Annotated in this window: 24 protein-coding genes; all 24 read right to left on the reverse strand. The window is 64.5% G+C overall.

Translation table 11 applies throughout. The features are described from left to right. Positions 1 to 47: 47 nt before the first annotated feature. Positions 48 to 629, reverse strand: coding sequence for a transglycosylase SLT domain-containing protein (locus tag GWG67_RS10980; protein ID WP_275169368.1), 582 nt, complete (start codon positions 627 to 629; stop codon positions 48 to 50). Continuing rightward, on the reverse strand, positions 580 to 1944 hold the full coding sequence (locus GWG67_RS10985; protein ID WP_275169369.1) for a flagellar hook-length control protein FliK: 1365 nt from the start codon (positions 1942 to 1944) through the stop codon (positions 580 to 582). Before GWG67_RS10985 ends, GWG67_RS10980 begins: the two co-directional genes overlap by 50 nt. After that, complete coding sequence (locus GWG67_RS10990) at positions 1941 to 3122, reverse strand: chemotaxis protein (RefSeq protein ID WP_275169370.1); 1182 nt, start codon at positions 3120 to 3122, stop codon at positions 1941 to 1943. The genes GWG67_RS10985 and GWG67_RS10990 overlap by 4 nt, the downstream gene beginning before the upstream one ends. Further along, the gene (locus tag GWG67_RS10995; RefSeq protein ID WP_275169371.1) at positions 3119 to 4453 is read right to left on the reverse strand and encodes a MotB family protein; all 1335 of its coding nucleotides are present in this window, start codon (positions 4451 to 4453) and stop codon (positions 3119 to 3121) included. The genes GWG67_RS10990 and GWG67_RS10995 overlap by 4 nt, the downstream gene beginning before the upstream one ends. Positions 4454 to 4459: 6 nt before the next feature. Further along, positions 4460 to 5179 carry a hypothetical protein gene (locus tag GWG67_RS11000; protein ID WP_275169372.1) on the reverse strand — a complete coding sequence of 240 codons (720 nt, stop codon included), beginning with the start codon at positions 5177 to 5179 and terminating at the stop codon, positions 4460 to 4462. Beyond that, positions 5176 to 6807 (reverse strand): flagellar basal-body MS-ring/collar protein FliF, encoded by a 1632-nt coding sequence (fliF, locus tag GWG67_RS11005; protein WP_275169373.1) that lies wholly within the window; start codon positions 6805 to 6807, stop codon positions 5176 to 5178. The genes GWG67_RS11000 and fliF overlap by 4 nt, the downstream gene beginning before the upstream one ends. 304 nt (positions 6808 to 7111) lie before the next feature. Next, a complete protein-coding gene (locus GWG67_RS11010; RefSeq protein ID WP_275169374.1) occupies positions 7112 to 8023 on the reverse strand; it encodes a flagellin in 912 nt (303 codons plus the stop codon). A gap of 269 nt (positions 8024 to 8292) precedes the next feature. Beyond that, positions 8293 to 9201, reverse strand: a complete 909-nt coding sequence (locus GWG67_RS11015; protein WP_275169375.1) for a flagellin — start codon at positions 9199 to 9201, stop codon at positions 8293 to 8295. A 265-nt stretch (positions 9202 to 9466) separates the two neighbouring features. Further along, positions 9467 to 10207, reverse strand: coding sequence for a flagellar type III secretion system pore protein FliP (gene fliP / locus GWG67_RS11020; protein WP_007595877.1), 741 nt, complete (start codon positions 10205 to 10207; stop codon positions 9467 to 9469). Next, a complete protein-coding gene (locus tag GWG67_RS11025; RefSeq protein WP_275169376.1) occupies positions 10204 to 10647 on the reverse strand; it encodes a flagellar basal body-associated FliL family protein in 444 nt (147 codons plus the stop codon). Before GWG67_RS11025 ends, fliP begins: the two co-directional genes overlap by 4 nt. 42 nt (positions 10648 to 10689) lie before the next feature. Then, entirely contained in the window at positions 10690 to 11385 is a 696-nt protein-coding gene (gene flgH / locus GWG67_RS11030) for a flagellar basal body L-ring protein FlgH (protein ID WP_275169377.1), read from the reverse strand. Further along, positions 11386 to 12144 carry a MotE family protein gene (locus tag GWG67_RS11035; protein ID WP_275169378.1) on the reverse strand — a complete coding sequence of 253 codons (759 nt, stop codon included), beginning with the start codon at positions 12142 to 12144 and terminating at the stop codon, positions 11386 to 11388. A gap of 64 nt (positions 12145 to 12208) precedes the next feature. After that, the gene (gene flgI, locus GWG67_RS11040; RefSeq protein ID WP_275169379.1) at positions 12209 to 13339 is read right to left on the reverse strand and encodes a flagellar basal body P-ring protein FlgI; all 1131 of its coding nucleotides are present in this window, start codon (positions 13337 to 13339) and stop codon (positions 12209 to 12211) included. After that, positions 13336 to 13812 (reverse strand): flagellar basal body P-ring formation chaperone FlgA, encoded by a 477-nt coding sequence (gene flgA, locus GWG67_RS11045; RefSeq protein WP_275169380.1) that lies wholly within the window; start codon positions 13810 to 13812, stop codon positions 13336 to 13338. Before flgA ends, flgI begins: the two co-directional genes overlap by 4 nt. Before the next feature lie 13 nt (positions 13813 to 13825). Continuing rightward, complete coding sequence (flgG, locus tag GWG67_RS11050; RefSeq protein WP_007613959.1) at positions 13826 to 14614, reverse strand: flagellar basal-body rod protein FlgG; 789 nt, start codon at positions 14612 to 14614, stop codon at positions 13826 to 13828. Positions 14615 to 14629: 15 nt separating this feature from the next. Next, complete coding sequence (locus GWG67_RS11055; RefSeq protein WP_219681287.1) at positions 14630 to 14959, reverse strand: flagellar hook-basal body complex protein FliE; 330 nt, start codon at positions 14957 to 14959, stop codon at positions 14630 to 14632. A 2-nt stretch (positions 14960 to 14961) separates the two neighbouring features. Then, positions 14962 to 15378, reverse strand: coding sequence for a flagellar basal body rod protein FlgC (flgC, locus tag GWG67_RS11060; protein ID WP_063995056.1), 417 nt, complete (start codon positions 15376 to 15378; stop codon positions 14962 to 14964). An 11-nt stretch (positions 15379 to 15389) separates the two neighbouring features. After that, complete coding sequence (gene flgB / locus GWG67_RS11065) at positions 15390 to 15770, reverse strand: flagellar basal body rod protein FlgB (RefSeq protein ID WP_275169381.1); 381 nt, start codon at positions 15768 to 15770, stop codon at positions 15390 to 15392. Between the two features lie 85 nt (positions 15771 to 15855). After that, positions 15856 to 16941, reverse strand: coding sequence for a flagellar biosynthesis protein FlhB (gene flhB / locus GWG67_RS11070; protein ID WP_275169382.1), 1086 nt, complete (start codon positions 16939 to 16941; stop codon positions 15856 to 15858). 13 nt (positions 16942 to 16954) lie between these two features. Continuing rightward, on the reverse strand, positions 16955 to 17995 hold the full coding sequence (locus GWG67_RS11075; protein ID WP_007595897.1) for a flagellar motor switch protein FliG: 1041 nt from the start codon (positions 17993 to 17995) through the stop codon (positions 16955 to 16957). 2 nt (positions 17996 to 17997) lie between these two features. Next, on the reverse strand, positions 17998 to 18378 hold the full coding sequence (gene fliN, locus GWG67_RS11080; protein WP_007595899.1) for a flagellar motor switch protein FliN: 381 nt from the start codon (positions 18376 to 18378) through the stop codon (positions 17998 to 18000). A 76-nt stretch (positions 18379 to 18454) separates the two neighbouring features. Next, positions 18455 to 18769, reverse strand: a complete 315-nt coding sequence (locus GWG67_RS11085; RefSeq protein WP_275169383.1) for a hypothetical protein — start codon at positions 18767 to 18769, stop codon at positions 18455 to 18457. Beyond that, positions 18750 to 19688: a flagellar motor switch protein FliM gene (locus GWG67_RS11090; RefSeq protein ID WP_245446762.1), complete on the reverse strand. Its 939-nt coding sequence runs from the start codon at positions 19686 to 19688 to the stop codon at positions 18750 to 18752. Before GWG67_RS11090 ends, GWG67_RS11085 begins: the two co-directional genes overlap by 20 nt. Then, positions 19685 to 20584, reverse strand: a complete 900-nt coding sequence (gene motA / locus GWG67_RS11095; protein ID WP_007613972.1) for a flagellar motor stator protein MotA — start codon at positions 20582 to 20584, stop codon at positions 19685 to 19687. The genes GWG67_RS11090 and motA overlap by 4 nt, the downstream gene beginning before the upstream one ends. Positions 20585 to 20587 lie beyond the last annotated feature (3 nt).

A 20587-nucleotide genomic window follows, 5' to 3' on the forward strand; every position in this document is an offset into this window, starting at 1 on the left:
GCGCGAGGCTGATGATGGGGACCGATGCACAACTTGATGTCGGCCCTTCAGCTCGTTTTGGGCTGACAGAACGAGCGCGCCTTGTCGGTCCACGCGCCGAAGCCGCTGGAGACAAGATGCGCGACGATGTGACAGACGTAGCGTTTCTGCGCCGGCTGGTTGTTGGGGCCTGCATTGTAACGGGCGACTGCCATGGTCCAGCTGCCCTCGCGCTGCTTCAGCTCCTTCAGGAAGCGCGCGGCGTAGTCGACATTCCCGGCGGGATCGAACATCGCCCGGACCGAGGCGAATTTGTCGCCGTGATAGTAGTGGTTGATCTGCATGCAGCCGAGGTCGATCAGCTTGATCCCCTTGGCTCGCATGGCTTCGAAGTTGGCGATCGCGTCGTTCATGTCCTTGGCGAACACGGTCTGTCCTTCGGCGCCGAGCGCATAAGGATGAAGCGCGCCGCGCCGCCCGGTCTCGGTCAGGCCGACCGCGTAGAGGATGCCGAGCGGAATTCCGTGCTGCTGGGACGCACGCGCCATCTCGCGCTCGCACGGGCGCGCGTTATCGGTCGCCGCGGCCGCGGTGCCGGCGTTACAGATAAACAGGGCCGCGACGAATTTGCGGCGCCACGTCCTGATCATGACGCGTCTCCTGGTTGGACTGGCGCTCCTGTCGAGCCTGCTTCGCGCCGCCGTCCGACTGTCCCGACGAATTGCTGGTGCCGTCGAACGTGCCCTGCGACTGCGACGAGGACTGTTGCTGGCCCGAGAGCTGCGGCTGCGACTGGCCGGAGCCGCTCTGGAATCCATCCAGCGAGCCGTGCTGGACGGGCGCAATTTCGGCGACGTAGCCCGCCGACTGCATCAGGTCGCGGATCGAATCGCGCTGCTGGTCCAGCATCTGGCTCGTGTCCTTTCGTTCGGCGGCGAGGTGGACGGACACCTCGTTGCCGACGAGACGAAGGCGCACGGTGACATTGCCGAGCGCGGGAGGCTCGAGATTGATGGTCAGAATCTTGAGCGGCTGATCCGGCGCATTGGCTTGGGACGCTGCAAGATCTGGAGCTGCGGACGCCGTCGGTGCCGGAGCTTCCTTCAGCTCGGCGACGACAACGTTGGCAACCTGCTGCGGCGCGTTGAACTGCGCCGGGGGCAGATGGGTCTCCTGCTGGACCACGGTGACCTTGGTCGTCTCGGGCAATGCGTCCCGCGTCGAGGCCTTGGCGGCACGCTCGACATTGGCCGCGATGGCCTCGAAGCCGGGTGCCGTTTGCGTCGGCGATGGCTCACTGCCGTCCGCCGATGTCGCCTGGTCGGTAGCCGTCGCGTGCGAAGCCGCGGCCTGCGAGTGCGCGGCGGTCGGAGCCGCGGGAGATGGGGGCTCGGCTGTCGTCGCCTTCGCCGTGCCCATGCCCTGAACGTCGCGCTTCGTCGTGGAAGACCGCTCCTCACGCCCGGACGCATCCTTCTTGTCGCCGGCCGGTGCTTGCATCTGCGGCATCACGACCGGCTGCCCGGCGACGATCTCCTGTCCGATGATCCCGGCGATGCTCGATCGGCTCTGGACGTCGGCCTGCTCCATATCATCGAGGGGACCATGTTTGCCGGACGATTTGTCGATCTTTTTGTCGGAAGATTTCTCGGTGGGCTTCTCGCTGGATCCGGGCTCTTCGACCGACGCGGTCCGTTCGTGCACCGTCTCGTCCGTCGCCTTGTCCTTCCCGCTCTGATGCGCCAGGCGCGTCCGCAGCGTTCCGGCTTTCACGGCCGTGTCGCTGCCCTCGTCGTTGAGCGCGCGCTTCGCGAGGTTCGAGACGGTGTGCAGCAGATCGTTGAAGGACGACTCCGCCTGCGCTTTCGTCCCGGCGCCCTTCCCAGAGCGCGATGTGCCCCGCATGTTGAGGCTTTCGGCGAGACCCGAAAAGACCGGTCCGGAGGTTCCACTGAGCTTCGTCATGGACGGCGATCCCTGGTGAGGAGTGCGAGCTCACCGAGCTGCTTCTGTGCACGCGCGAGCGTTGCGGTGGACGACGCGAGATCGACACGCGCCGGCGTGACCGGGGGCTTGTCGGCTGCGGCGGCGGATCCGCCGGCGAACGGCTTGCGAACGTCGAGTGCGAGCTGCATCGTTGCATTGAGAAAGGGAATGTCGCGCTCCGGCAGCTTCGACCGCTCGAGCGCCTTCAACTCGGCGAGACCGCCGTCATATTCGTCGGTGAGCGCCCGCGCCACGCCGCGGAACAAATGCGCCCGCTCGCGCTCCGCCGAGGCATCGGCGCTGAGAGTCAGCGCGCGTTCGCCGGCGAGCCGGGTCACGACCAGCCCCCCGCGCACCATCGCGGTGCGCGCGATCACGAGATACAGCTTGAGGCGGCTCGCGCGGTCGATCTGCTCCAGGAGGGTGGAGATCCGCGCAAACCGACGCTCGTCGAGCGCGAGGCTCGATTGCGTCAGACCCGTGGAAAACCGCTGCCAGAAGTCCCCGGCATAGACTGACTTGTGATAGTGCCGGATGTAGGCCAGCGCCAGGAACTCGAACTTGTCGAAATCCTCTGCTTGCCCGACCAGCAGGATCTCGCGCCGCAGAGCGGCCTCCTCCACCAATGTGCCCGGCAGGAGCAGGCGCGCGTCATCCAGACGCTCGATGGCAAACGATGCTTCGGCGCGTGCGAACAGGGCGCCCTGGACCAGCGCGAGCTGCCCGCCCAGACCCGACGGAATCGTCCGCGGCTTGACATCCTTGAGCAGTTCGCGCGCTTCGTCCTGACGACCCTCGACATAGGCAAGCGCGCCGTCGAACAGCCGTCCGTCGACATTCAGCTTGTCGCGCGGCAGCTTGCGGATGATTTGCGGCGCGCCGCCGCTGAGCAGGTAGATGACGGCGGCCTGGCCGTTCTGCGGATTACTCCACACGGCCGGATCGGCCGCGAGAAGTTTTTCGCCGATCTGCCGGATCAATGCACCGTGGCTGCCGTGCGCCGCATTATCGCCGTTGGCGATGCCGTCTTGCACGGCCTGCAACGCCCGAACGAGCTCATACGGCTCGCTCGATGTCGGTGCCGCCTCGGCGAATGCGCCTGCCGCCGTGAACGACAGCAGCATCAGCAGCGCAGCGCGGAGAAGAGGCCTGATCAAGGACGCTTCTCCCGGACCATGATCTCGATCCGTCTGTTCTGCGCGGCCGCCGGATCGTTTTGAAGTTTCGGCCGCCGATCGGCATAGCCCTCGACATGCTCGATGCGCTGCGCATCGACGCCGGAGCGGACCAGCATGTAATAGGCCATCTGCGCACGCGCCGTCGACAGCCGCCAGTTGTCGTAGGTCTCCGAACGGTATGGCCGATTGTCGGTGTGGCCGCGGACGATGATCACGCCGGGACGCTTCGTCAGCAGCGGGCCGATCTTGTCGATCACACGGATGAGTTCGGGTCGCGGCTCAGCCGAGCCGACCGCGAACATGCCGAAGTTTGCATCGTCGGTCAGGCTGATCAGCAGGCCGTCCTCGACCTGGCGCACCTCGGCCACCGGTCCCGCGCCGGCCTTGACGTCCGACAGCGCATCCGCGATCGCCGACTGAAGCTGTCTGATCGCTAGCTGCTGGGCCTGAATCGCGTCGCGCTCGGATTCCTTGGTCGTGTCGTTGGGACGCGGCTGCGCGACGGCATTGGCTTGATTACCGGCCTGGGCACCCGGCTGCGCGCTCCCTTCGCGTGAAGACTGCGACGGCGCGGGCCCCGGCGGCAGTAAGGCCGACAGGCTTGCGGACGACGCATCGGCGTTCGGAGCCACGCTTCCGCCAGCATCGTCCTGCCTGGCTCGGCGTGCCTGCGTCTCGCCTTGGCCCGTGCCAGGCGCAGTGTCGCGCGCGGCCGCATTCGGCTTGGACTCGGGCTTGGGTTCGCCCTCGATGATGCGATCGGCGTCCTTCGCTGCCTGCGGCGCAAGCTTCCAATAGCCGGGATCGAACGGATCGCGGTAGGCGTCGCCTCCCTTGAGGCCGTCCTCCTCGGCGGACGTCAGAGCGCCGGCGCGCCGCTGGCCCGAGGCTTGGTTCGCGCTGCTGGCGATCTCGGCGAGCGTCGTATAGGGATCGCGGAACAGGACCTTCTCCTCGTAGAAGGGCGGCTTCTCGGCGGTCGGAGAGTCACCGCGACGTTCCTCGCTCGGTCCTCCCGGCTGACGCCTGCCGTCCTGGCCGTCGAACGACGACGGCTCCTTCTTGGAGAGATCCTTGAGCCCCTTCGGGGCAGGTGCGTTCTCCGCGAGCTTGATCGGATTGAAATAGCTCGCAACCACCTGCTTCTGGTCCTGGTTGAGTGCATTGATCAGCCACATCACCAGGAAGAACGCCATCATCGCGGTCATGAAGTCCGCATAGGCGATCTTCCAGACGCCGCCGTGCGGCTTCTCATCGTCGAAGGCGCTCCGCCGGCGGATGATGACGAGTTCTGACTTGACCTCATTCATGACGGACTACCGGCGCGCCTCTTTCAGGCGCTCGCTCCAGGCCGTGATCTGCGTCTCGATCACTGTCTGGTCGGCCACGACGCGAACCTCGAAAGTATCGGCGGCCTCATACTCGAAGCCCGTTCGCCGGGCCGTCCCGAGCTGCGTCTTCACCAGGTCGAGCAGTTCGCTCGGGCCCGTGACCTTGAACACCGGCACCGGCGAATTTCCGGTCAGCGCCGCAATCTGCTCGACCAGCGACCCGATCGCCTTGTCGCGGACCGCATCGGCCAGGAACGGCAGCAATATCCGCGCAACGGAGCTCGCGATGTTGGTCTCGATTTCGCGACACGCCGTCTCGAAACCGGTGACGACCGCCACCGCCTGCTGGTCGGACCACTTGGCCCGCTCTTCGCCGAGCCGGATTGCGCTGCGCACTCGTTCCTCGGCGATCCTGGACTCGCCCTCCGCGACGCCGGCCGCATGGCCGCGCCGAAAGGCATCGTCCAGGAGATTGACCGCCGGGGCTTCCGCCTTCGGCGCCGGAGGCGGCGACTGAAGCTGCGGGTGCGACTGCGGTTGCGAATGGGTCTGGGGCTGCGGCTGAGGCTGAGGCTGAGGCTCGCGCCGGGCTTCCTTCGGCCTCGTCAGCACGTCCTGGATTTTGGGTGGCGGTGGAGGTGGAGGCGATTTGACCCGCCCGTTCGCGTCGAACTGCGTCAGGAGCTTTCCGATTGCCGCGTTCATGCCGCCTCCTCGCGTCGCATCCAGTCTTTAAGGATCGCTGCCGCCTGCATCTGATCGAGACGGACGATCTGCTCCAACCGCTTCTGCGGCGTTCGCTGCATCTTGCCTTCGAGGTCTTCGACCAGGTTGAGCTCGGCCTCCTCGTTGTCCGCCAATGCAAGGGCGCCAGCGGCCGACTCGAGCTCGGCAGCTTCCGCCGCCTCGGTCTGCTCCTGCGCCGCACGATGGGTCAAAATGCCGTTGACCGCAGGACGAAGTCCGAACCACACCAGCATCGAAGCGACGGCCAGGATCGTCACTGCGTTGATGACGCTGCCGAGCTGCTTGTTGATCATCTCGACGAAGCTGATCGGCGGCACCGGTGCCAGTTCGCGAGAGCCTTCGATGAAATCGACGGCTGTCACCTGGATCTGGTCGCCGCGCGCCTTGTCCAGCCCGCCGGCCGTGGCTGCGAGTTGGCTGATCTCGGCGAGCTTGCTGTCGACGATGGCCTGGTTGCTCTTGTCCCCGAGGTCGGCAATGAGCCGCCCGCGGTTCACCAGCACGGCAATGAACAGCTTCTTCACCGAATAGCCGTCGCTCACCGTCGTCGTGGTCTTGGAAGAGACCTCGAAATTCGTGACGTCCTCGCGGCGGGTCTTGTCCTCGCTGGAATTCTTGGTGCCGCCGGCGTTCACCTGCTGGTCGGGAAGGTTCTGCTGCACCGTGGTCGGCTGCGAACGGTCCGCATTCTGCGACTTCTCGTTCTCGCGGACGTTCCTCACCGAACGTTCTGCGCGGCTCTCCGGATCGTAGACGGTCTCGTTGATCTGCCGCTTGTCGGTGGAGAGCTGCGATGCAACGCTCACTTCGAAATTGTCGAGGCCCAGATACGGCGTCAGCGCCTTGCGGATGTTCTCTTGCACCATCCCGCCGACCGTCTTCTGCAGGCTCGCCATCTTGGTCGGAGCAGCCGTCGCCTCATCCTCTTCGGCAAGCAGCATCGAACCGTCGGCGTCCAGCACCGTGACCTTGTCGCGACTCATGCCCGGAATGGCCGCCGCGACGAGATGACGGATCGACTGCGCCGTGCGTGCCTCGATTGCGCCGTCGGTGCGCAGCACGACCGATGCCGAAGGCGGCTGCTGCGTCGCGCGGAACGACCCCCGCACCGGCATCACGATATGCACCCGCGCCGCCTTCACGCCCTTCATCAACTGCACCGTGCGGGCGATTTCGCCTTCCAGCGCCCGGAGCTTGGTGACCTCCTGCATGAACGAGGTCAAACCGAGCGAGCCGATCTTGTCGAAGAGCTCGTAGCCGGAATTGGCGCTGGTCGGCAGCCCCTTCTCGGCGAGCAGCATCCGCGCTTGCATCGTCTGGCTCGGACGCACCGAGACCGCGTCGCCGGCTGTGTTGACGTCGAAGGTGATGTTCTGCTCGCGCAGCGCGGCACCCATACGCGTCACGTCTTCGCGGGAAAGGCCGGTATAGAGCGTTTCGAATTCAGGCCGGCTCAGATAATAGGCGCCGCCCACGACGGTGACGAGAACGGCGAAACCGATCAATCCCAAGGCCATCAGGCGTCGCGGCCCAAGCTCGAGCAGATTGTTGAGCAGTTGCTGTACCTGCGCACGACTGAGCAGCATGTGACCTCGTACCAATGCGAACGTAGAGGACACTCTGCTGCCAACCTTGTCTGAAGGTTGCGCGAGATCACGAATGTGTCGGTTCGCCGGCGAGGCGTTGCAATTTTACAAGAGACTGAGTGACGCGATCGCGCGCGTCGGCAACAAGCGGACGGCCGGTCGCATCGCGGTGCGATCGGCGACGGCGTGTTGCCTGGAAGGTGGCGTCAGGAGACCGATGTGGGCACTTCGTGTGCCGTCAGATCCGCCGTTCATGGCGGAGACCGTGCTCCCTGAGGAGCACGGTCGTTTTCGAAGCCGCCGCTTAGCGGAACAGCGACAGGATGCTCTGGCTGTTCTGGTTGGCGATCGAGAGCGCCTGAACGCCGAGCTGCTGCTGGGTCTGGAGCGCCTGAAGGCGGGTCGATTCCGCGTTCATGTCGGCGTCGACGAGCTGGCCGATACCGCGGTCCACCGAGTCCATCAGGGTCTTGACGAACTCCGTGTTGGTCGCGAGTCGGTTCTTGACGGCACCGAGATTGGCGGCGGCCGAGGCCACCGAGTTGATGCCGGCGGTGACCTGCGCGATGTAGCCATCGAGCGTGGTCTGGTCAGCTGCCGAGTCGGTCAACGCGGAGATGCTCATCGTGTTGATCGACGGAGAGGTCGAACCGGCCGTGTCCAGAATGCCGGTCTGCGTCGAGGTGTAGAGCGAGTAGTTCGCGGTGGTCACGGTGATGGAGCCGATGGTGGGCGTACCGCCGACACGCGAGTACGACGACACCAGGTTGAAGGTGGTCGGCGTGGTGGCGGTCGTGCTCAGCCAGTTGATGCCGTTGAAGGTCGCCGAGTTGGCCTTGAGCTTCATATCCTGCTGAATCTGGGTGATGTCAGCCTGGATCTTGGTGCGGTCGATACCGGCGGTCTTGGCTTCGACCAGCAGCGCCTGGAGCTTGGTCAGGCCGGAGTCCTTGTCACCGATAACCGAGGTCAGAGCGGTATATTCGGTGTCGACGGTCGCAGCCGACAGACCGAGCGAGTCGGAGACGGCGGAGAGCGCGGCATTGTCGGAGCGCATCGACGTTGCGATCGACCAGTAGGCAGCGTTGTCCGAAGCGGTGGAGACGCGCATACCGGTCGAGATGCGGTTCTGCGTGGTCGCGAGCTGCGAGCTAACGTTGCGAAGGGTCTGCAGCGCGGTCATTGCAGACGAGTTGGTGAGGAGGCTAGAACCCATTTTGATGTCCCTTTGGAGATTGAATTAGATTTGGGGACATACCGGACTTACACCGGTACGGCAGGGCGGCGTCATGCCTTTGGGCTGCGCAAAAGCGTCAAGGCCCAACCTGTCGTAACGGCGACGATAGCCCGCGAAGCTTGTGCGGGGCTTGTGGCTCTGTGTCTTTGCCGCAACAAGGCGGCCGAAATTGCGGCGCGCGACGTCACGCCAAAATGAAAGGGCCGCGCCTCGTGAGAAGCGCGGCCCTCCCCAAAATCGTTTGAGGCTTAGCGGAACAGCGACAGGATGCTCTGGCTGCTGTTGTTGGCGATCGAGAGCGCCTGCACGCCGAGCTGCTGCTGGACCTGGAGGGCCGACAGGCGGGTGGACTCCTGATTCATGTCGGCGTCGACGAGCTGACCGATACCGCGGTCCACGGAGTCCATCAGCGACTTCACGAAGTCCGTGTTGGTGGAGAGGCGGTTCTTGACGGCACCGAGATTGGCGGCGGCCGAGGCCACCGAATTGATGCCAGCGGTGACCTGCGCGATGTAGCCATCGAGCGTGGTCTGGTCAGCTGCCGAGTCGGTCAACGCGGAGATGCTCATCGTGTTGATCGACGGAGCGGTCGAACCGGCCGTATCCAGAATGCCGGTCTGCGTCGAGGTGTAGAGCGAATAGTTCGCGGTGGTCACGGTGATGGAGCCGATGGTGGGCGTACCGCCGACACGCGAGTACGACGAGACGAGGCTGAAGGTGGTCGGCGTGGTGGCGGTCGTGCTCAGCCAATTGATGCCGTTGAAGGTCGCCGCAGTGGCTGTCGCCTTCATCTGCTGCTGGATCTGGGTGACGTCGGCCTGGATCTTGCTGCGGTCGATACCGGCGGTCTTGGCTTCGACCAGCAGGGACTGGAGCTTGGTCAGGCCGGAGTCCTTGTCGCCGATGACCGTGGTCAGAGCGGTATATTCGGTGTCGACGGTCGCAGCCGACAGACCAAGCGAGTCGGAGACGGCGGAGAGCGCGGCGTTATCAGCGCGCATCGAGGTCGCGATCGACCAGTACGCAGCGTTGTCCGAAGCGGTCGAGACGCGCTGGCCGGTGGAGATGCGGGTCTGCGTGGTGGAGAGCTGCGAGCTCACAGACCGCAGGGTCTGGAGAGCGGTCATGGCAGTCGAGTTCGTAAGCAGGCTTGACATTGCGAATGTCCCTTTATGTACGCGTTACATTTTCACGAGGGGACATACCGGGCTTTCACCGGTACGGAGGGGCGGCATCATGCCTTTGGACTGATGTGGGTGGGGTCCAACCCGCCGTGACGCATTGCTAACATGCCGAATCTTGCGCGCAGATTAAGATCGACTTGAATTGTGCGGTAAAATCAGATGGTTAACGTTACCTATTGCTAACCATAGGCCGGTACTTCTCGCTAACCATAACCATCCGGCCTGGCGCTCGTTGCCGTCAAGAGAACGACCGCACCAGCCCGGAGGCGAGCAGGTTCCAGCCGTCGATCAGCACGAAGAACAGCATCTTGAACGGCAGTGCGAGGATCGTCGGCGGCATCATCATCATGCCCATCGACATGGTCAGCGTCGCCACGATCATGTCGATGACGAGGAACGGCAGGATGATGAGAAAGCCGATCTCGAACGAACGCCTGAGCTCGGAAATCATGAAGGCCGGAATGATGACGCGCATGTCGACGCGCTTGTCATCGAACTTCCTGCGGAAGCTCTCCGCGGCCAGCGATTCGAACGTCTGCAGATCCTTGTCGCGAACATGGGCCAGCATGAATTCGCGGAACGGATCGGTGATCTTCAGATAGGCCTCTTCCTCCGAGATCTCGTTCTTCATTAGCGGCTGGATGCCGGTCTCCCAGGCGCGGTCGAAGGTCGGCGCCATCACGTAGAAGGTCATGAACAGCGCGAGGCTGATCAGCACCAGGTTGGCCGGCGTGGTCTGCAGGCCGAGTCCGGCGCGCAGGAACGACAGCGCCACCGCAAATCGCGTGAAGCTCGTCACCATGATGAGCAGTCCCGGCGCCACCGATAGCACCGTGATCACCGCCATCAGCTGGATGATGCGCCCGCTGGTCGAGCCGTTGCCCGGCGGCAGCAGCGAATTGAGGTCCGGAATCTGGGCCAGCGCCACTTCGGGCAGCACGACCAGGAGCAACGCAAGCAGCAGGACTCTCAGTTTCACTGAATCACCAACGTCTCAATGATCAATTCGCGGATCTTGCCCGAGGAGCGGATATTGGCGCGTTCGGTCAGGTCGTCGCGCAGATGCTGAAGCCCGCGAGATCCCTCGAACTGCGCAACCGTCGCCGAGCGCAGATAGGTGACGATGTCCTCGCTGATATGGGCCGCCAGGATGCCGGCATCCTCGTCGCTCATGCTGTCGGTCACCATGGAGGCTTCGATGCGGGCCCAGTTGTTGGCCGGCGCGCCGAGATTGGTCACGATCGGGGACAGCTTCCTGAGCCGCGCGCTGCCGGCGTAGCTGGAGGCAAGAGGTGGCGGCGTGGCGGTTTTCTTCGCATCCGCGACGCGCTCGGCGGCCGCAAACAGATGCAGGCCGGCAAGCGCGCCCGCGCCGATCGCGATCAGGGTCAGCACCAGGATGGCTGCAATCAGGCGCATGCCGTCCCCTGCCCCCGCGACGCGGCCCGACGGTCGCGCATCTCAGAACGGTGCCACGGCGTCATAGATCCGATGTCCCCATCCAGGCTGCTGCACGTCAGAGAGATTTCCGCGACCGCCATAGGCCACGCGCGCCTCGGCGATCTTGTCGTATGAGATCGTGTTGGTTCGCGAGATATCGCGTGGACGCACGATGCCGCCGACGTTGAGCACGCGCATCTCCGTGTTGACCTTGAATTCCTGCGAGCCGCTGATCATCATATTGCCGTTCGGCAACACGTCGGTGACGATGGCCGCGATCGACAGCTTGATATCCTCTGTGCGGTCGATCTGGCCGTTGCCCTTGATCTGGGTGTTGGTGTTGAGGTTGGCGCTCGTCGAGCCCTTGTCCTGCCATCCCGCAACGTCCATCAGCCAGTCGAGCCCGAACTTGATCTGCGAATCGCGCGAGCGGTCGGTCTTGTTGTCAAGCTTGGCCTTGTCTTGCATCGAGATGATGACTGTCACGACGTCGCCGGTCCGCCGGGCACGGGGATCGCGGTAGAGGTCGGTGCCGTCGTCCCAGGTCGAGCGATAGCTGACGGGCGAGCGCATGCGGGGCGTCACGGGAATCGGATCGGCCTGCGTCCTCAGGCCGCTCCCGACCGGCGACAATCGCGGGCCCGTCAGAACCTCGGCCGGATCAGTGACGCATCCGGCAAGCGATAACAGCGACAGGATGAGGATCAGATTCTTCATCTATTTGGTCTTTCCGTCATCCACGCGACGCATTCCGCCGAGCAGATCGGCGAGGTGCGCCGCGCGCCCCGTCTCCATCTCGTTGAAGATTGCGCTCGAGCTCCTCGGGCTGAGCTTTGCGAGCACGGCCGCAGCCGTCTCGTCCGCCATCCCGGCGATCTGGGTTGCGGCGGCATCCGGCTTCATGCGCGAGTAGATCTCGACGACGCTCGCTTCGGCCTTCTTCAGGAAGTCGTCGCGCAACGCCATCCACTTCTCATATTCGGCGCGCTTGGCCTCGACCTCGGCGATCCGCTCGCGGAGCTGGTTCTCGGCCTTCTCCAGCTCCTTGAGCTGCCAGGCCAGCCTTGCATCGACTGCGGGGTCGGCGACATTGCTGCAGAACAGGGCGACTTCGTTGTCCGCGGTTGCAGCGGCCGGGGGCGGCACCGGCTTCGGCGGCGCCGTGACGCTGCCGGGCTTGGCCGGTCGCGGCGCGGCTGTGGGTGCGGGCGCGGGCTTCTCGGAGGCCGGCACGGCACCCGTGGTCGCCGGTCCCGAATCTTCGGCTGCCCACGCCGTCGCCCGCATCGACGCATTGTCGCTCGGGATCGATGAGATCGGCTTCTGCGGGCCAGGCGCGCGGGCGCGCGCGAAGGACAGCAGGTTGAGCGGCTTCGACGGCTTGGCCTCATCCAGCGCCAGAACGGGCGAAGCGCTCGCGAGCGCGGAGGCCGCGACCAGGAGGAGGAGTTTGGCTTTATGATCCAGCTTCAACATCGGCCCGCGCGAGATTCTCGGTCGAGAGAGCATTGAGCGAGCAAGCTTGCACGGCGCTTACGCGTCATTGCACGATGACATCCGCCTGGAGGGCGCCGGCCGTCTTGATCGCCTGGAGGATCGCGATGATGCCGGATGGTTTCAGGCCGATCTGGTTCAGCCCGCGCACTAGGCGCTGCAGATCGACGCCGCTCAGGATCGCCACCTGCGATCCGGCTTCGTTGGCCTCGACCACTGTCTGGGGCACCACCACCGTTTGCCCCCGCGAGAACGGCGCCGGCTGCGACACCACGGGAAGCTCGGTGACGCGGACCGTCAGATTGCCATGCGTTACGGCAACGGTCGATATCCGTACGTCGCGTCCGATCACCACTGTGCCGGTACGCTCGTTGATCACCACCCGCGCCGGCGTGTCCGGCTCGACCGTCAGCTCGCCGATCTCGGCAAGGAAGCGGACAGGTCCGATGTGGCGCGGCTTCGACAGCACGATGGTGCGGTAGTCGCGCTCGAAGGCGATCTGGGCGCGGTAGCGTCCGCCCGCGTAGCGGTTGATGGCGTCGAGGATTCGCGTTGCGGTGACGAAGTCGGGATTCTTGAGCTCCAGCACGAGGTACTCCATTTCATGGAGACTACCCTGCACCTCGCGCTCAACCAGCGCGCCGTTCGGGATGCGGCCCGCGGTTGGCGTGCCCTGGCTGACGTTCTGGGCCTGGCCCCCGACGCTGTAACCGGCGACCGTGACCGCGCCTTGCGCCACTGCATAGACCGCACCGTCCGCCGCACGCAGCGACGTCATCACCAGGGTGCCGCCGAGCAGCGAGGTCGCATCGCCAAGCGACGACACGGTCACGTCCATGCGCTCGCCCGCACCGATCGAGGGCTGCAGGTCCGCGGTCACCATCACGGCCGCGACGTTGCGCGTGCGCAGCGTCGTCGGACGCGGCGGATTGTTGGTGCTGGTGGTCTCGTTCCGGACATTGATGCCCATGTTCTCGAGCATCGATTGCAGGGACTGCTCCGTGAACGGCGCATTGCGGAGCGTGTCGCCGGTGCCGTTCAGGCCGATGACGAGGCCGTAGCCGACGATCTGGTTTTCGCGCAATCCCTTGATGTCCGCGATGTCCTTGATGCGGACGGCGGCCTGGGCGCTGACGGCGGAAACGAGCAGGACGAGCGCAAGCAGGACTCTGGTCATGACCCGTCCACGACCTTGACCGTGCCGTCCGGCTGGACGACGCCCCTGATGATCACGCCCGTATCGGTGTTTCTTATCGGGATGAGCGCGCCGGGCGCGCCCGATTGCATCGCCGCGCCGTAGGTCACGATCGACAGGCCGCTGTCTTCGACCACGACCTTGACCATCGCGCCGCGGGCGACCGTCCAGGGATCCTCCACCGAGTTGGTCGGGATCGGCTGGCCGGGCAGCAGCAGGCGGCGCGCCATGCGACCGACCAGGACTTGGCGTCCTTCGATGAACATGGCGACGCCGAGCACGTTCCGCGCAAAGGCGCGCTCGGTGATCATGTCGTCCCGGATCAGCTCGCCGGCGCGGATCGAGACGGCTGGCACGGGGAGCCGCTTCTCCTCGGCCGCGGCGAGACGCGCCGAGACGAGAACCAGCAGCACGGCGGCCAACCCGCGCACCATCAAGCCCATCCTGTTCAACATGGATACACCGGAACTAGCGCATGCCCTTCGAGACCGTCTGGGCCATTTCATCCGAGGCCTGGATGACCTTGGCATTCATTTCGTAGGCGCGCTGGGCAGAGATCAACTCGGTGATTTCCTTGACCGGGTCGACGTTCGAGGCTTCGAGATATTGCTGGTTAATCTTGCCGTAGCCAGAATCGCCGGGCAGCCCGACGACCGGCGTGCCGGACGCCGTGGTCTCGCGATAGAGATTGCTGCCCAGCGGTTCGAGGCCAGCCTCGTTGGCGAAATTGGCGAGGTTGAGCTGGCCAATCTGCCGCGGGTTCACTTCGGTGTCCAGCTTGGCGAACATCTGTCCAGTCTGGTTGACCGTGACCTGAACCGTCCCCTGCGGCACCGTGATGGCCGGATCCAGCAGGTAGCCGTCGATCGTGACGAGCTGGCCGTTGGCATTGGTATTGAACGAACCCGCGCGGGTGTATTGCACCTCGTTGTTCGGGCCGAGCACCTGAAACCAGCCGCGGCCGTTGATCGCCATGTCGTAGGGATTGCCGGTCTGGGTGAGAGCACCCTGGATGTGCAGCTTGCGGATCGCCGCCGACTTGACGCCGAGGCCGAGATTGGCACCTTCCGGGATCGGCGAGGAGCCGCTGGTGTTCGCAACGCCTTGCATGCGGTCCATCTGGTAGAACAGATCGGTGAACTCGGCGCGTGCCCGCTTGTACGACGTCGAGTTGATGTTGGCGATGTTGTTCGCGATGACTTCGATGTTGGTCTGTTGGGCGTTCATGCCCGTGGCCGCGATGGCAAGCGATTTCACAGCGTCACTCCTTGATCAGATCGACATCCGAACGACTTCCTGGTAGGCCTGCACGACCTTGTCGCGAACTGCGACGGCCGTCTGCAAGGCCTGCTCGGCCGACATCAGCGCCTCCACGACGCGCCGCGTCGATTCCTTGCCCTGCATCGCCGAGATCGAGGCCGCCTCGCCCGCCTTCAGCGTCCCGATCGCGTCGGTCGTCACCTGCTTCATGACCGATTCGAATCCGACGTCGCCGCCGGACTGGATCGCGGGCGTCGCCGCCGGCGAGATGGCCTGCGTCTCGGTCGCGCGGCTCGCCGCCTGCGCAGTTGAGATCGCGGTGGATGATATTGCCTCAAGCATTGTCAGCTCCTCAGCAGGTCGATGGTCATGCCCAGCATCGACCTCACCTGTTTCACGACCTGGAGATTGGCTTCATAGGACCGGTTGACTTCCCGCATGTCGGCCATCTCGATCATCATGTTGACGTTCGGCAGCTTGACGTAGCCGGCCTTGTCGGCGGCGGGATGCCCCGGATCGTACTCCACGCGGTACGGCGTGGTGTCGACCCCGATTTCCTTGACCTTCGCCAGCTGCGCGCCCGAGGCGCGGTCCATCGCGGCATCGAAGGTGATCGTCTTGCGTTGATAAGGATCGGCGCCGGCGACGCGCCCCGTCGACGTCGCGTTGGCGAGGTTCTCCGAGACGATGCGCATGCGCGTCGACTGCGCTTCGAGCCCGGAGCTCGCGACCGTCAACGAGGATTGCAGTGAGTCCAGCATGTCAGTTCACCTCAGGTCTTCGCGCTCGACAGCAGCATGCGGTGAAACGACCGCACGACCGCCGAGTTCATCGAGTAATCGCGACTGACGTCGCTGCCCTTGATCATTTCCTGCTCGAGACTGACGGAGTTGCCGGAGTGAACCACATCCCAGCTGTCCTTCTTCGCGGTCGCGCGCGTGTCGCTCTCGGCAGCGGAGAGCTGCATGTGCGACGGCGCCGTCGTCGCGAGCCTCACCGGCGTGCCATCGAGCACCTTGTTGAAGGGCTCGACGTCGCGCGCCTTGAAGCCCGGCGTGTTGGCGTTGGCCACGTTGGTGGCGATCGTCGATTGGCGGAGCTCGAGGTATCGCGCCTGCGAGGATGCTAGTTCGAAGAGATAGAGCGGTCCCACGGCAGCACCATTCTGGTTCAGACGGTGTAACCTTAGGGTCGCAAGCTTTCGTCAGGCTGATGGAAGGGACGCCGTCCTCGGAATTCTACTGAACCTTCTCGGACCGCGGCGTCTGCTTGGACTGCAGGAAGTAGATGATCTCGGCGACCGGCCGGAAGAACTCCGCCGGAATCACCTGGTCGACCTGAACCGCCTCGTAGAGCGCGCGCGCGAGCGCCTTGTTCTCGATCACCGGAATCCGGTTCTGCTCGGCGACTTCGCGGATCTTCAGCGCAATTACGTCCATACCCTTCGCCACGACGATCGGCGCCGGATTTTCCTCACGATTGTAGCGCAGCGCAATCGCGAAGTGGGTCGGGTTCGCGATCACCAGCGTCGCGCGCGATGCGGAAGCGATCATGCGCTGGCGCGAGCGGTCGCGCGCCAGCGAGCGCAGACGCGCCTTGATCAGCGGATCGCCTTCGGCCTGCTTATGCTCGTCCTTGATCTCCTGCCGCGTCATGCGCAGCTCGCGCCGCCAGTGGAAGCGCGCCCAGGCGAGATCGACCGCGACCAGGACGATGGTCGCAATGCAGATCGCCGAGACGATTCGCATGGCGATGTTGAGAATCATCTCCGGCAGTGCGACCGGATCGGTGTACATCGCCTCGAACGCCTTCGCTTCCGACGAGCGCAGCACGAACACGACGACGATAGTAACCGCAGCGAGCTTGAACAGCGACTTCGCGAACTCGACGAGACCCTGCGATCCAAACAGCCGGCTCCAGCCGCTGAGCGGAGAGATTCGCGACAGATCCGGCGTGATACGCTGGAGCACCAGGCTGGGAGCATTTTGCAACAGCGAGGCTGCGAGCCCGAACGCCGCCAGGGTGACGACCAGCGGCGTCAGGAACCGCAGTGCCTGAAGGCCCACTACGGTGAGGAGATTGAGTGCGTCAGCCCCGGTGCTGAGAGGGAAGCCGTCGGGATCGTCGAGAAAGCCCGTCAGCATCGGCGTCAATTGCTGCACGCCCTGGCCGATCAGAAACATCTGGATCACCATCAGAGCCGCCATCGATGCGAAGATGGAAGCCTCCCGAGAGACCGGGATTTTGCCCTGTTCGAGCGCATCGCGGACTTTCTTCTCGGTCGGCTCTTCTGTCTTGCTCTCCTGATCGGTTGTTTCTGCCATGCCCGTTCAGCGGTCAGCGGAAGACCAGCTCATCCTCCTGCTCGGGGTTGAGCTCGATTTCGCCCTTTTCCGCGAGGTCGAGCGCGAGGTCGGTGATCACGCGCCGCGCCTCCAGCACGTCGCGCTGGTTCGACGGTTCGCCAATGGCGAGTTCGTGCTCGACGACCCGGCGGACGCGCGAGGCGACCGAGGACAGGATCATCTCGCGGAAGTGCTTGTCGGTGCCCTTCAGCGCGATGACGATGCGATCGGTCGGCACCTGGTCGAAGATCATGGTGCGCGCCTTCGGCGTCAGGTTAGTCACGTCGTCGAAGGTGAACAGCAGCTCCTTCAGTACTTCGGCCGACTTCGGCCGCTTCTCCGACAGGCTCTTGAGCATGTCCTCGATGTGTCCACGCTCCATCTTGTTGATGATGTCGGCGACGCGGGCATAGGTGTCCGCGCCGAGATTGCGGGCGAAGTTCAGCGTCAAATCCTCATGCAGCGTTTTCTCGAGGACCCTCAGGGCGTCGTCGACGATCGGCTTGAGGCTGAGAACGCGCCGCATCAGCTCGTTGCGCAGGCTCGACGGCAGCTGGCTCATGACCTTGGCGGCGCAGGACGGCTTGACCTTGGACAGGATGAGCGCCGCGGTCTGCGGATGCTCCTTGGACAGGTAGCTTGCCAGCGAGTTTTCCGACACCGACGAGACGCGGTCCCACACGGACCGGCTCGAATTGCCGAGCAGGTCCGACATGATGGCCGAGACCTGGTCGGCCGGAAGCACGTCGCCGAGCACGGCTTCCAGGCCACCGAGGGTGCCGAGAATGTTGGCACCCATCGAGAATTGCTGGGCGAACTCCTCGACGATCGCTTCGAGTTCCTGCGCCGTGATCGGCCGCAGCTCGGCCGCGGCCTTTGTAACGGTGCGGATATCCTGCGGCTCGAACTGCGCGAGCACGCTCGCGGCCGCCTGCCGGCCCATGGCGAGCAGGAGTGCCGCGACCTTCTCTGTCCCGCCCAGCGTGGCAACGCCTCGCTGCTTGATGGGAGCCATGCCGACCTGTGCCGCCATGGTCAGGTATCACCCTGCCCCAACGGCCCGACAATCTCGGTGAGCGAGACGCCGAAGCGGGAATTGTCTTCTTCAACCACGACCACCTCGCCGCGGGCGACGACGCGGCCGTTGACGACGACGTCGACGGGTTCGCCGACCCGATGATCGAGCGGAACCACCGCGCCGCGGCCGAGCTTCATCAGGTTCGCCACCGGAATGGTGGCCGATCCCAGCACCACCTGCATCGTCACGGGAATGCGCAGGATGGCATCGACATTGGCGAACTTGCCGGTCTCTTCCGCCGTGCGCGCGGCGATCTCCGCCAGCCGCTCCAGCGGAGATGTCTCGGTATGTCCCTCGTCGGACGCCGATGCTGACTCATAGTCGAAGGATTGCGCCATCTGGTATCGCCTCTTGGTATTTCCGCTCCCGGAGCGCCGCGACGTTCCGATCGTATCTATTCCGCCGGCTTCGGCTTCAATGCTTGTTCACGTCGGCGCCGCCCGCGGTCGCCGGGGATGCGAGCCCGCTCCTCGCATCGAGCGCCGCGATCGCCTCGTGGGCCTGATCGATCTTCGTGCTCAGCACGTTGGCGAGCCGTCCGAGATTTGCGGTGGAATCATGCGCCGCGGTGATGACCGTGTCGAAGGCGCCCGCCGTCTCCTGGACGATGGTCGAGAACTCGCCCTGGTAGCTGCGCAACCGCGCCAGCTCGCGATGCATCCTGGTCACCCGCATGCTGGTGAAGGCGAGCGCAATCAGCAGCACGGCATCAACGAGATAGGATATCATCGACGAACTCCCGTTTCTGATCGACGGGATCTGCCACCTGCATGGCGTAATAGCCATCAAGCTGGCCGATCTGACACCAGAACAGCACCTGGTTGTTGCTCTCGAGCCGAGCCAGCGTGCGCGGCGTGGCTTCGAGCTCGAGCACCTGCCCGACCTGGAACTTCACGACGTCGCCGAGCGAAATCATCTTTTCGTCCAGCACGGCGCTCAGCGTCACCTCGGTGCGGTGAACCTCGGTCTCCATCTGCTCGCGCCAGCGCGGATCGGCCGCGCGGCCGTCGCTGACGACCACGGTCGCGAGCTTCTGCCTGAGCGGGTTGAGCGCGGAATGGGGAATGATGAGGAACATCTGGCCGCCGCGGTAGAGTGCCTGCAGCATGATGTTCGCGCAGATCGACATGTTGCCGCTCCGCCCGATCGCCAGCGACGCCATCGCGGTCTCGACCCGCTCCACGCGGAAGGTGACGTTGGAGGTGCCGGCGAAAGCGGATTGCAGCGCCTTGGCGAACCGCTCGAATAGCGCTTGGACCAGGCGGATCTCGATGTTCGAGAAGCTGCGCTCGACGTCGAGCGGCGGTTCGGCGCCGTCGGAACCGAACATCGCCTCGACCATGGTGAACACGAAGTCGCGGTCGAGCATGATGATGATGCGGGAATCCCACTGCTCGGCATAGAGCACAGCCGCAACCGCATTAGCCTCGTAGTCCTTGATGATGTCGCCGACACGGTCGTTGGTAATGCCGTTGACCGAAAAATAGCACGGCGTTCCCGCTATCGGCTGCAGGCTGTCCGTGCACGACGCCGCCATGCGATCGAAGATCACATTGAGCATCGGCATGCGCTCGATCGAGATGCCGGCGGCGTCCAGCAGATAGTTCGGCAGCGGCTTGCGCTGATCGACGTCGAGGGCTTCCATCATGATGCGCGCGCAGCCTTCGGTTCAACCTCGGTCACGACAGCCTTGGGACCCGCGATCGTCTCGTTCTCGACGACGTCAATCGAGGGCCGCTCGGGGCTCGCGATCATCTTGCGGCCGTGCTCGACGGCAATCTGCGGCATGGCGCCGTTCATGAACGCCAGCAGCGTCTGCTTGACGATGATGTAGGGCCGGCAACGCTTCTCGCGCGTCATCTTCACCTTCATCGCGAAGGGCGAAATGATGCCGTAGGACAGGAAAATACCAGCGAAAGTGCCGACGAGGGCGGCGCCGATGAAGCCGCCCAGCAGCTTCGGCGACTGGTCGAGCGCGCCCATGGCCTTGATGACGCCGAGCACCGCGGCGACGATGCCGAGCGCAGGCAGCGCTTCCGAGACCACCACCAGCGCGTGGTAGGGCGCCAGCTTGCTCTTCACGATGGTGTGGATCTCCTCGTCCATCAGCGCTTCGATCTCGTGCGTTCGCGCGTTACCCATGATGATGAGGCGGACGTAATCGCAGATGAACTGGAGCAGCGACGGATCTCCGAGCACGCTCGGGAACGCCTTGAAGATCTCGGAGGACGCGGGATCGTCGATATGCGCCTCGACCTCGTTGCGGCCCTTGCCCCGCAGCTCCCGCATCAGCGCGTGCAGTGCACCGAGCAGATCGAGATAGTAGCGCTGACCGGGCACCGCCCCCGTCACAGCCTGCACGCAGGCAAGCCCGGTATCCGCGACCGTCTTCCAGGGATTGGCCATGATGAAGGTGCCGGCCGCGGTGCCCATGATGATCACGAACTCCCACGGCTGCATCAGCACGCCCAGATGCCCGCCCATGGCGGCAAATCCGCCCAGCAGTGCCGCTACCGTGATGACGATCCCCACGAAACTGCCCAACGC

Origin of the sequence: Bradyrhizobium sp. CSS354, assembly GCF_029051725.1 — a bacterium.
In the GTDB taxonomy this organism is placed as follows: domain Bacteria; phylum Pseudomonadota; class Alphaproteobacteria; order Rhizobiales; family Xanthobacteraceae; genus Bradyrhizobium.

What these genes read in the sequence shown, in the direction of transcription:
- GWG67_RS10980 (WP_275169368.1), bottom strand. Translation starts at nt 629, where the DNA reads ATGATCAGGACGTGGCGCCGCAAATTCGTCGCGGCCCTGTTTATCTGT.
- GWG67_RS10985 (WP_275169369.1), bottom strand. Translation starts at nt 1,944, where the DNA reads ATGACGAAGCTCAGTGGAACCTCCGGACCGGTCTTTTCGGGTCTCGCC.
- GWG67_RS10995 (WP_275169371.1), bottom strand. Translation starts at nt 4,453, where the DNA reads ATGAATGAGGTCAAGTCAGAACTCGTCATCATCCGCCGGCGGAGCGCC.
- GWG67_RS11000 (WP_275169372.1), bottom strand. Translation starts at nt 5,179, where the DNA reads ATGAACGCGGCAATCGGAAAGCTCCTGACGCAGTTCGACGCGAACGGG.
- fliF (WP_275169373.1), bottom strand. Translation starts at nt 6,807, where the DNA reads ATGCTGCTCAGTCGTGCGCAGGTACAGCAACTGCTCAACAATCTGCTC.
- GWG67_RS11010 (WP_275169374.1), bottom strand. Translation starts at nt 8,023, where the DNA reads ATGGGTTCTAGCCTCCTCACCAACTCGTCTGCAATGACCGCGCTGCAG.
- GWG67_RS11015 (WP_275169375.1), bottom strand. Translation starts at nt 9,201, where the DNA reads ATGTCAAGCCTGCTTACGAACTCGACTGCCATGACCGCTCTCCAGACC.
- GWG67_RS11025 (WP_275169376.1), bottom strand. Translation starts at nt 10,647, where the DNA reads ATGCGCCTGATTGCAGCCATCCTGGTGCTGACCCTGATCGCGATCGGC.
- flgH (WP_275169377.1), bottom strand. Translation starts at nt 11,385, where the DNA reads ATGAAGAATCTGATCCTCATCCTGTCGCTGTTATCGCTTGCCGGATGC.
- GWG67_RS11035 (WP_275169378.1), bottom strand. Translation starts at nt 12,144, where the DNA reads ATGTTGAAGCTGGATCATAAAGCCAAACTCCTCCTCCTGGTCGCGGCC.
- flgI (WP_275169379.1), bottom strand. Translation starts at nt 13,339, where the DNA reads ATGACCAGAGTCCTGCTTGCGCTCGTCCTGCTCGTTTCCGCCGTCAGC.
- flgA (WP_275169380.1), bottom strand. Translation starts at nt 13,812, where the DNA reads ATGTTGAACAGGATGGGCTTGATGGTGCGCGGGTTGGCCGCCGTGCTG.
- GWG67_RS11055 (WP_219681287.1), bottom strand. Translation starts at nt 14,959, where the DNA reads ATGCTTGAGGCAATATCATCCACCGCGATCTCAACTGCGCAGGCGGCG.
- flgC (WP_063995056.1), bottom strand. Translation starts at nt 15,378, where the DNA reads ATGCTGGACTCACTGCAATCCTCGTTGACGGTCGCGAGCTCCGGGCTC.
- flhB (WP_275169382.1), bottom strand. Translation starts at nt 16,941, where the DNA reads ATGGCAGAAACAACCGATCAGGAGAGCAAGACAGAAGAGCCGACCGAG.
- GWG67_RS11075 (WP_007595897.1), bottom strand. Translation starts at nt 17,995, where the DNA reads ATGGCGGCACAGGTCGGCATGGCTCCCATCAAGCAGCGAGGCGTTGCC.
- fliN (WP_007595899.1), bottom strand. Translation starts at nt 18,378, where the DNA reads ATGGCGCAATCCTTCGACTATGAGTCAGCATCGGCGTCCGACGAGGGA.
- GWG67_RS11085 (WP_275169383.1), bottom strand. Translation starts at nt 18,769, where the DNA reads ATGATATCCTATCTCGTTGATGCCGTGCTGCTGATTGCGCTCGCCTTC.
- GWG67_RS11090 (WP_245446762.1), bottom strand. Translation starts at nt 19,688, where the DNA reads ATGATGGAAGCCCTCGACGTCGATCAGCGCAAGCCGCTGCCGAACTAT.